This is a genomic window from Micromonospora sp. II (assembly GCF_001709195.1).
GTDB classification, from domain to species: domain Bacteria; phylum Actinomycetota; class Actinomycetes; order Mycobacteriales; family Micromonosporaceae; genus Micromonospora; species Micromonospora chalcea.
The window spans coordinates 1-8,892 of record NZ_LYXF01000068.1; the positions used below are offsets into that span (position 1 = coordinate 1).

The following is an 8,892-nucleotide window of genomic DNA, read 5'->3' on the forward strand; positions in this document are numbered from 1 at the left end:
CTGGCCGTACGCCGGATGCGGGAACTCGCCCCGGCGCTGCCCACGGTGCTGCTGCTGGAGGTGCTGCCGCGGCTGCTGCCGCTGGGCCGGCTGCCGTTCGGCGCCCGGATCGCCGGTCCTGGCGTGGACCTGGTCCGGGCCCGCCCGCGCCTGGTTCCCTCGCTGCGCGCGGCCGGCCACTCGGTGTACGTGTGGACCGTCAACGAGCCGGAGGATCTGGAACTCGTGCTGGAAGCCGGCGTGGACGGGGTGATCACGGACCGGCCGGCCCGTGCGCTGGCCCGGTTGGGCCGGTGAGTCCGGTCGATCGGTATCGGCCACGGTCGACCGGCCGGGGGTGTCCGGGAGGGCTGCCGCGCGGCACACTCGGGACATGCCGGAGCGAACCGACTACCCCGCCCTCATCGCCGGCCACACGACTGTGATCAACATGATCAACGCGGGCGAGTCCGGTCCCGCAGTGCTCAACCGCCTGCTCCACGAGGTCGGACCGGCGGTGGGCGCGGCCGGTCTGGTCTTCGTGGAGTTCACCCCGGCCGGCGGACGGGTGATCGCGGCGACCGGCCGCGCCGAGTTCGTGCTCGGCCGACCGCTGCCCGCCACCGACCCGGCCACCGTCTGCCTGCTCGCCGGGCCGCCGGTGCGGGAGGTCCGGGTCGACGCGATCCCGGGCGCGCTCGCCGACGAGGTGGCCGGCCGGGGGCTCAGCCGGATGATCGTGGCGCGTGCCGAGATCGGCGGTCTCACCGTCGGCAGCCTGCACGCGCTCTACCCGCTGGGCGAGCCGCCGGATGCCGCGCAACGCGCCGTGATCGGCTACGTGGCCGCGTGCGTCGCGCACATGTACGGCGACCAGACCGGCCTGCCGGTGCACGGGGACGGCCCGGTGGTGGCGGCGCTCGCCGACGGGCTGGCCGTGGTGGACCGCGACGGGCGGATCCGGCTCTGGAACCCGGCGGCGGTCCAGGTGACCGGCCGTCCGGCGGAGGAGGCGCTGAGCCGCCCGCTGCCGTTCCCGCTGCCGCCGCCGGGCCAGGTGCTCGACCACCGGATGCCGGACGGGCGCTGGCTGCGGATCACCTCCGGCGAGCTGCCCGGCCCGAACGCGCTGCGCGTGGTCACCTTCCGCGACGTCACCGACCAGCAGCGGCGCGACCACGACCGCGATCTCTTCGTGGCGGTGACCAGCCACGAGCTGCGGACCCCGGTCACCGTGATCAAGGGGTACGCGGACACCCTCACCGACCACTGGGACTCGCTGAGCGACGACGACCGCCGGCAGGCCGCGCGGATCATCGGCCAGCGCGCGAACGAGCTGGCCCGCCTGGTCGACAGGCTGCTGACCGCCGCCACCGAGAACCGTCCCGGCGGGGAACCGGCCGCGCCGTTCGACCTGGTCGACGCGCTGCGCGCGGCGGCGACGGACCTGCCGGCCGACATCCGGCACCGGGTCGTGCTCGACCTGCCGGCCGACCTGCCCAAGGCGCTCGGCGACCGGCACAGCCTCGCCACAGTGCTCACCGAGCTGGGCACGAACGCCGGGAAGTACTCACTGCCGGACACCCCGATCGAGGTCACCGCCGAGGCGAACGAGCGGACCGTCTCGTTCCGGGTGGCCGACCGGGGCATCGGCATCCGCCCGGAACACGTGGAGCGGGCCTTCGACCGGTTCTGGCAGGGCGAGTCCGGTGACCGCCGGCGGTATCCGGGCGCGGGACTCGGTCTCTATCTCGTCCGCCAGATCGTTGAACAGCAGAATGGATGGGTATCCCTCCGGCCCAGAGCCGGTGGCGGTACGGTCGCAGAGGTGCGGCTGCCGCGGGGTTGACCCGGCGCTCGCAGACGGGGAAGGAACGACGTGTCGACTGGTCCGCCCGAACGGTCGTGGTGTGTGGTGGTGCCCCACGACCCGACCGGCGCGCGTCTGGCCCGGCACCGGCTCGCCGACGAGCTGACCGGCGTCGTACCCCCGATTCTGCTGGCCGACCTGGTCGCGGTCCTCGCCGAACTGGTCGGCAACGCGGTCCGGCACGCCGACGCGCTGCCCGGCGGCGTGGTCCGGGTGGCCTGGCGGCTGCGGGTCACCGAGGAGGGGCCGAGCATCCAGCTCCGGGTCACCGACGGTGGTTCCGGCGCCGGCCCGTGCATGCGGGCCGCCTCGCCGGACGCCGCCGACGGGCGCGGGCTGCACATCGTCGCCGGGCTCGCCAGCGGCTGGGGCGTGGAGCGCGACGGCCTGGGCCAGAGCGTCTGGGCACGGTTCGATCCGGCCCCGGCGCACCGGCCGGGCCTGGTCGCGGCCGGCTGAACGCACGGGCAGGCGGGTCCTGCCCCCACCCGCGCGGCCCGGCATCTAGGCTGTCTCGCCATGAGCAAGCGTCGGAAGAACCAGCGGGTCGGCGAGAGCACCCCCAAGCGGGAGAAGGTGCGCGACGTCTTCGTGCCCCGGCCGTTCGAGGGCCTGGTCGACGAGCCGGAGTGGATCGCCCTGCGTGAGCTGGTCCCGGCCGCGTCCGCGCCGCTGCGGCTCACCCCGGAACTGATCGAGGAGTACGGCGACCGCCCGGTCACGCTGGCCACCGTGCTGCCGATGGCCGCCCCGGCGATGACCAAGCCGGACGGGCGCGTCTTCGTCGGTCTGCAGCGGCACCAGCAGTCCGGCGACGTCTCCCGGGACCTGGCCGACGCGCTGATCTCCGCGCTGCGCACCGAGCCGGGCGGCCAGGTGAGCGTGCCGCCGCTGCCCGGGCCCGGCCCCCGCCTCCAGGACATCCTGGTGGACGGCCCGCTGGAGATCACCATGCACGACGGGTTCGACTTCTGGCTCGACCCGGGCGCCGCCGACGACCCGAACGTGCAGGCGTCCCTGGAGCGGGCCAACTCGGCCATCTACCCGACCGTGAAGCTGGCCGCCGCGCGGGCCGCGTACTGGTGCCAGGTGCCGGAGAAGGCCCACGTGCGGATGGTCCTGCCGGAGGACGAGGACGCCGCGCTGGACGCGCTGTCCCGGCTCGGCGCGGCCGGCGCGCTGACGCTCGGCGACGACACGAAGTTCGCCGGCATGTTCCGGGCACACGGGCGGCTCGCGCCGGTCTGGGACCTGCCGGAGGACACCCCGGCCGCCGAGTGGGAGGCGCCGCTGGCGGAGTTCGCCAAGCGTTACGCCGAGGCGGTCGCCGAGCAGGCGCCGCTGGACGCGGCCGGCCGCCGGTCGCGGCAGGGGCTGCTCGGCCGCCAGCTGACGCTGCGCTGACGTTCCGGTCAGGCGGCCCCGCCCTTCTCCCGCACCAGCGGGCAGGACATGCAGCGCGGGCCGCCGCGCCCGGAGCCCAGCTCCGATCCGGCGATCGCGATCACCTCGATGCCGGCCCGTTCCAGTTGCGCGTTGGTCTCCACGTTGCGCTCGTACCCGACGCAGAGCCGGGGCGCGAGCGCGAGCGTGTTGTTGCCGTCGTCCCACTGCTCGCGTTCGGCGGTGACCGGGTCGAGGCCGGTGTCGATCACCCGGAGCTGATCGAGGTCCATCGCGTCGGCGGCGGCGCGCAGGAACGGCGCCGGGCCGTCGACCCGCAGGTCGTCGCCGTCCGCGCCGACGATCACCGTGTACGCGGACAGCTCGTTGGCGATGTTCGGGTACATCAGCACGGCGTCGGTGTCGACCATCGTGCAGACCGTGTCCAGGTGCATGGTGGCGCGCTCCTGCGCGATCGGGACCACCAGGATGGTGTGCGCCAGGCCGGCGGCGAACACCTGCCGGGCCAGCCGCTCCGCGCCGGCCGGGGTGGTGCGTTCGCCGACGCCGACGGCGAGCACCCCCGGGGCGAGCAGCAGCACGTCGCCGCCCTCCAGATGCTCCAGCCGCGGGTGGTAGACGAACTCGGTGCCGACGAACCGGGGGTGGTAGCGGTAGATCGCGTCGGTGAGCGTGGTCTCCCGCCGCCGCGCCGGCATGGCCAGGCTGGTGACACCGACCCGGTCCCCGATCCACACCGACGAGTCGCGGGTGAACAGCAGGTTGGGCAGCGGATCGATGACGAAGTCGTGCCGGTCCATCAGGGTCCACACGAGACCGCCGGGGCGGTCGCCGCCGATGCGCAGCTCCTCGTGGGCGAGCCCGGCGATCAGCACGTCGGCCAGCCCGGCCGGGTCCAGGTACGCCAGGTGGTCGGCGACCCGGCGCCGCAGGGTGTGGCCGAGCCGGCGGGACCGCAGCACCTGATCGGTCAGCTCGGCCCGGGCGTCCGGCACGGCGAGCGTCTCGGCCAGCAGGTCGGCCAGGTAGAGCACCTCGACCCCGCGGGACCGCAGCGCCGCCGCGAACGCGTCGTGCTCCTCCTGCGCCCGTCCCACCCACGGGATGGCGTCGAACAGCAACGAGTCGTTGTTGCGTGGGGTGAGGCGGGCGAGTTCCGGTCCCGGGCGGTGCAGCAACACCGTCCCGAGCCGGGCGACTTCGCTGTCCACATAGTGGGTCACCCCCGCAGCCTAGGGCAGGCTTGCGCACCATTCGGAAAAGAAGCGTGGATGAATATGGCATTCATCCACACTCACTCCGGCGCCCCGGCTTGCCGAGCCCCCGGGGGCGCAACGTAGGGTAGTGGAGACATAACTTCGAGAGACCTTTTGCCGGAGGTCGCGATGACTGTCTTTCCCGCTCGTCGAGCCGTACCGAGCAGGGCACTGCCGCCCCGCACGGTGCCGCACACCCGGGTCGAGCCCACGTCGGTGCTCGAACCGGCCCGACCGACTCCACTGGAGTGGGCCCGGCGTCGCCGGGCGGAGCGGGGGGCCCGCCGGTTGGAAGCCGCCGGGGCCCGCGCCCTCGGCCAGCTCGACCACCTCGGGCCCGCCTGGCACGTCATCGAGTGGCCCCGGACGGACCCGGCCGACATGCTGCTCGACCGCGTCCGCGACGACCGGGCCGGGTTCCTGGCCATCGGCCCGAGCGGCCTGTTCGCGGTCACCATCGCCGACCACGGCCGCGCGCGCGTGCTCGTCGCCGGTGACGTCGTGCAGATCAACGGCAAGCGCCCGCCGTACGTGGCGGAGGCGCGCCGGGACGCCAAGCGGGCCAGCAAGGCCCTCTCCGACGCGGTCGGCCTGCCGATCCCGGTCACGCCGGTGCTGACGTTCGTCGGCTCCGGCGTGATCAGCGTCTACGGGCTGCCGAAGGACTGCCTCATGGCCACCCACCGGGAGCTGGACCGCCTGCTCGTGGCCGGCGGGAACCGGATCAGCCCGGCCACCGCCGAGAAGCTGTCCCGCGTGGCCCAGGCACCGTCGACGTGGTTCAACGGCACGTACCGTCCAACCGCCGACTACCGGTGGTACGACGAGGGCCGAACGGCCGCTGACAAGCGGGCCGCCCGCCGGTAACGTCTCCGGCGACGCCACGCGGCCCCCGGCTCCGCCCCCGACTGGTTCCGTCGGTCCGCGTCGTCGCCGGCCGCCCGGCAGCCGATGCTCCCGCCGCACCGACCGGCTAGCGTGGACAGACCGTCGGTGTACATAGGAGGCGCGGTGGCCCACGTCGAACTCTCACTCTCGGACGTGTTCGCGCCCCCGGCGGGCTCCACCGAGCAGGAGTCCGACAACTTCGGGCAGTGGTCCGGCATGGTCTCCCGAGCCGCCGAGCCGTGCCTGCTGATCGACGCCGGCACCACGGTCGTGGCGATCTCCTCGTCCGGCTGCGCGCTGCTCTGCCTGGGCGCGCCGGGGGACGTGATCGGCCTGCCGCTGCTGGAGGGCGGCCTGCGCCTGGTGGACTTCACGGCCAGCCCGAGCGAGCTGACCGAGCAGGAGACCGACAAGATTCCGCCGCTGCTCGCGCTGCACTCCGGGCGACTCGCCCGGGGTCTGCTCCGCGTGCAGGGCCCCAACTCCGACGCCGGCCGCACGGTCGACGCGATCTCCACCCCGGTGCTCACCGACGGCGTGGTGGCCGGCTCGCTCACCTTCCTCTCCGCGGTCTGACCGGCACGCTTCCACCCGGGCCCGGCCTCCTCCTACGATGGGCTCGGCCCCGCCGTACGACGACATCCCTCGATGCCGAGGACGCCCACCGTGCTCCGCACCCCCCACCCCGGTCGCCGGCACCGCCCACTGGCGCTGCTGGCGGTGCTCGCCCTCGCCGCCTGCGGCGCGCCGCCCGAGCTGCGCACGCCGCCCGCCGTCGCCACGCCCGCGCCGGTCCCGTCGACGTCCGCCACGCCCACCCCGAGCGCCACGACGGTGGCACCTGTCACACCGTCCGCGCCCGTGCTCTCCCCGTCCACGCCGGTGACGGCGACGCCGTGCCGGGGCCGGCCGTCCGGCGACCGGATCGTCGCGCTGCTGCGCGGGTCCGCCGGAGTGCTGCCCCGCGACGTCCGGGTCACAGTGGCCACCGGTCCGCTCTGCGCCGAAGGGTGGCAGTACACCGTGCTGGCGGTCGCCGGACACGAGGAGCTGCAGGTCGTCACCCGGGGCGGCAGCGGCACGCCGACGCTGGTGACGGCCGGGACGGACGTGTGCGGCGTCGAGGTGCGGACCCTCGCGCCGCCCGGCATCCGTACCCTGGCCTGCGACGGCACGCCGGGTGCGTAGGCTGGTCGGCATGCCGGGAACACCGCCGACCCGCTTCGTCTACCTGGGCCCCGAGGGCACCTTCGCCGAACAGGCCCTGCGAACGGTGCCCGCCGCCGAACGCGGGGAGCGCACACCGGCGCGCAGCGTCGGCGAGGCGCTCGACGCGGTACGCGCCGGCGACGCGGACGCGGCCCTGGTGCCGCTGGAGAACTCCATCGGCGGCGCCGTCGGCGTGACGCTCGACGAGCTGGCCGAGGGCGACCCGTTGGTGATCACCCGCGAGGTCGTCCTGCCGGTGGAGTTCGTGCTCGCCGCCCGGCCCGGCACCACGCTCGCCGACGTGCGCGGCGTGGCCGCCCACCCGCAGGCGTCCACCCAGTGCCGGGGCTGGCTGCGCGAGCACCTGCCCGACGCCACAGTTGTCGACGTGCTCTCCAACGGCGCCGCGGCGGCCGGCGCGGCGAGCGGCGAGTACGACGCCGCCATCTGCGCCCCGATCGGCGCGACCCGGCACCGGCTGGCGGTCCTCGCCGACAAGATCGCCGACCACCCGGACGCGGTGACCCGCTTCGCGCTGGTGTCCCGCCCCGGGCCGCCTCCGCCGCCGACCGGTGACGACCTCACCTCGCTGGCCGTCTACATCGCGCACGACCGGGTGGGCGCGCTGCTGGCGGTGCTCATGGAACTGGCGGTTCGGGGCGTGAACATGACCCGCATCGAGTCCCGCCCCACCGGTGAGGCGCTCGGCCGGTACGTGTTCTTCCTGGACTGCGCCGGGCACGTCGCCGACGTACGCCTCGGCGAGGCGTTGCAGGGGCTGCGCCGGGTCTGCGCCGACGTGCGGTTCCTGGGGTCGTACCCCCGGCACCGCTGGAACGCGGCGGCGGGTGACCGGTCGGCGGCGGCGTCCACCGGGCCCTCCGACCTCGACTACGCCGACGCGGCGGCCTGGGTGGCCCGGCTGCGGTCCGGCGAGCTGAGCTGACCGGCCCGGGGCGACCACGGCGGGCGCCCCGGGCACCGGATGGTCACTGCAGCAGGCCGCCGAGCACGCCGCCCTGCTGCTGGGTGCCGCTGCCGGCCACCGGAGGCTCCTCAGAGGGCTGGACGACGACGAAACCCTGACCGGCGAAGCTCATCGTGAACGCCTCACCGGTGCTGCGGCCGAGCAGCGTGCCGAGGCCGAGCTGCTCGGCGCGGTGGTAGCCGGTCTGGAGGTTCGCCGACCAGCAGACCGCCGCCTGCGGGTCCACGTACGTCGGCGCGTCCACGTTGAGCACCACCGGGGTGCCCTTGGTGGTGATGGCGATCCGGCCGTGCCCGGTGAACACGCAGTTGAACAGGCCGGAGGAGGACGCGAAACCGGCGCCGCCGACCATCTTGATGTCGTACTGCAGGGTCGAGTCGAAGGCCAGCACGCTGGAGCCGTTGATGGACAGCGCGTCGCCCGGCTCCAGGTCGATGACGTGCACGTCCTTGGCGAAGTCGGCGAGGAACACGTCGCCGCGCCCGGAGACCTTCATCAGCGGCACGCCCTCACCGGTGAGGCGCTGCTTGATGAACTTGCCGATACCGCCGGAGCCGAGGGCCTGGAACTGCACCTGGCCCTGGTAGGCGACCATCGAGCCGACGCGGGCCATCGCCTCGCCGTTCAGCTCGATCTTCAGCATCTTGGAGTTCTGCAACCGCATGCCCGGCTGCTGGGACTCCTTCTCAAGGTTCTCCGCGGAGAACAGCGCGCTGCGCATGGGTTTTCCTCCTGGGTCAGAATGTGCCTGAACACGGAGGTTAGGGGACCGGCGCAACCGCCGGAATCAGCCGGGCGGGGACCCGGTCAGCCCCAGCCCAGGGCGTGCAGACGCTCGTCGTCGATGCCGAAATGGTGGGCGATCTCGTGCACCACGGTCACCGCGACCTCCTCGACGACGTCGTCGTCGGTGTCGCAGATCGCCAGGATCGGATTGCGGTAGATCAGGATGCGGTCGGGCAGCACGCCGGAGTAGTCCCAGCCGCGATCGGTGAGCGCGTGCCCTTCATACAGGCCGAGCAGGTCCTCGCCCGGCGGCGGGTCGTCCTCGACCAGGATGACCACGTTGCTCATGAGCCCGAGCAGCTCCTCGGGCACCTCGTCGAGTGCCTCGCCGACCAGTTCCTCGAACCGGTCCCGGCTCATCTCCACGGCCACGCGGCCCGGTCACTCCCCCAGAATCGGCACGTCACACGGCGAGGGCGGCCCGCAGGACACCCCCGCCGTGCCGTACGTGATGGTCAGGCCAGGCGGGCGTTCAGCGTGATCTGCGCGCCCGGCGACAGCAGCCGGGAGAT

11 protein-coding genes are annotated in these 8,892 nt (G+C 74.0%); 8 read left to right on the forward strand and 3 right to left on the reverse strand.

The window, feature by feature from the left end:
* The 4 genes from A8711_RS28100 to A8711_RS28115 all read left to right on the forward strand — a co-directional run.
* The coding region (locus A8711_RS28100; protein ID WP_304441907.1) for a glycerophosphodiester phosphodiesterase family protein at positions 1-297 on the forward strand (297 nt) is incomplete at its 5' end.
* 76 nt (positions 298-373) lie between these two features.
* The gene (locus A8711_RS28105) at positions 374-1,828 is read left to right on the forward strand and encodes an ATP-binding protein (protein WP_043327733.1); all 1,455 of its coding nucleotides are present in this window, start codon (positions 374-376) and stop codon (positions 1,826-1,828) included.
* Positions 1,829-1,891: 63 nt separating this feature from the next.
* Positions 1,892-2,308 carry an ATP-binding protein gene (locus tag A8711_RS28110; protein ID WP_176722903.1) on the forward strand — a complete coding sequence of 139 codons (417 nt, stop codon included), beginning with the start codon at positions 1,892-1,894 and terminating at the stop codon, positions 2,306-2,308.
* Positions 2,309-2,368: 60 nt separating this feature from the next.
* Positions 2,369-3,253 carry a DUF5926 family protein gene (locus A8711_RS28115; RefSeq protein ID WP_069089873.1) on the forward strand — a complete coding sequence of 295 codons (885 nt, stop codon included), beginning with the start codon at positions 2,369-2,371 and terminating at the stop codon, positions 3,251-3,253.
* Between the two features lie 8 nt (positions 3,254-3,261).
* Here A8711_RS28115 and A8711_RS28120 read toward each other — a convergent pair whose 3' ends face one another.
* Positions 3,262-4,476, reverse strand: coding sequence for an arginine deiminase (locus tag A8711_RS28120; protein ID WP_043327730.1), 1,215 nt, complete (start codon positions 4,474-4,476; stop codon positions 3,262-3,264).
* Between the two features lie 162 nt (positions 4,477-4,638).
* Between A8711_RS28120 and A8711_RS28125 the strand changes: the two genes are divergently transcribed.
* The 4 genes from A8711_RS28125 to pheA all read left to right on the forward strand — a co-directional run bounded on the left by A8711_RS28125 (position 4,639) and on the right by pheA (position 7,552).
* Positions 4,639-5,376 (forward strand): hypothetical protein, encoded by a 738-nt coding sequence (locus A8711_RS28125; RefSeq protein WP_043330823.1) that lies wholly within the window; start codon positions 4,639-4,641, stop codon positions 5,374-5,376.
* A 144-nt stretch (positions 5,377-5,520) separates the two neighbouring features.
* Positions 5,521-5,973, forward strand: a complete 453-nt coding sequence (locus A8711_RS28130) for a hypothetical protein (RefSeq protein WP_030499431.1) — start codon at positions 5,521-5,523, stop codon at positions 5,971-5,973.
* Between the two features lie 72 nt (positions 5,974-6,045).
* Positions 6,046-6,585: a hypothetical protein gene (locus tag A8711_RS28135; RefSeq protein ID WP_064448084.1), complete on the forward strand. Its 540-nt coding sequence runs from the start codon at positions 6,046-6,048 to the stop codon at positions 6,583-6,585.
* A 10-nt stretch (positions 6,586-6,595) separates the two neighbouring features.
* The gene (pheA, locus tag A8711_RS28140; protein WP_043327728.1) at positions 6,596-7,552 is read left to right on the forward strand and encodes a prephenate dehydratase; all 957 of its coding nucleotides are present in this window, start codon (positions 6,596-6,598) and stop codon (positions 7,550-7,552) included.
* Between the two features lie 43 nt (positions 7,553-7,595).
* On the opposite strand, the gene A8711_RS28145 is transcribed toward pheA, so the two are convergent.
* On the reverse strand, positions 7,596-8,315 hold the full coding sequence (locus A8711_RS28145; protein ID WP_043327727.1) for an AIM24 family protein: 720 nt from the start codon (positions 8,313-8,315) through the stop codon (positions 7,596-7,598).
* Between the two features lie 86 nt (positions 8,316-8,401).
* Positions 8,402-8,746 carry a metallopeptidase family protein gene (locus tag A8711_RS28150; protein WP_176722904.1) on the reverse strand — a complete coding sequence of 115 codons (345 nt, stop codon included), beginning with the start codon at positions 8,744-8,746 and terminating at the stop codon, positions 8,402-8,404.
* Positions 8,747-8,892: the final 146 nt, after the last annotated feature.

Excerpts from the sequence above, each read along its gene's own strand:
- A8711_RS28105 (WP_043327733.1), top strand. The coding sequence starts at position 374 with ATGCCGGAGCGAACCGACTACCCCGCCCTCATCGCCGGCCACACGACT.
- A8711_RS28115 (WP_069089873.1), top strand. The coding sequence starts at position 2,369 with ATGAGCAAGCGTCGGAAGAACCAGCGGGTCGGCGAGAGCACCCCCAAG.
- A8711_RS28125 (WP_043330823.1), top strand. The coding sequence starts at position 4,639 with ATGACTGTCTTTCCCGCTCGTCGAGCCGTACCGAGCAGGGCACTGCCG.
- A8711_RS28135 (WP_064448084.1), top strand. The coding sequence starts at position 6,046 with ATGCCGAGGACGCCCACCGTGCTCCGCACCCCCCACCCCGGTCGCCGG.
- pheA (WP_043327728.1), top strand. The coding sequence starts at position 6,596 with ATGCCGGGAACACCGCCGACCCGCTTCGTCTACCTGGGCCCCGAGGGC.
- A8711_RS28145 (WP_043327727.1), bottom strand. The coding sequence starts at position 8,315 with ATGCGCAGCGCGCTGTTCTCCGCGGAGAACCTTGAGAAGGAGTCCCAG.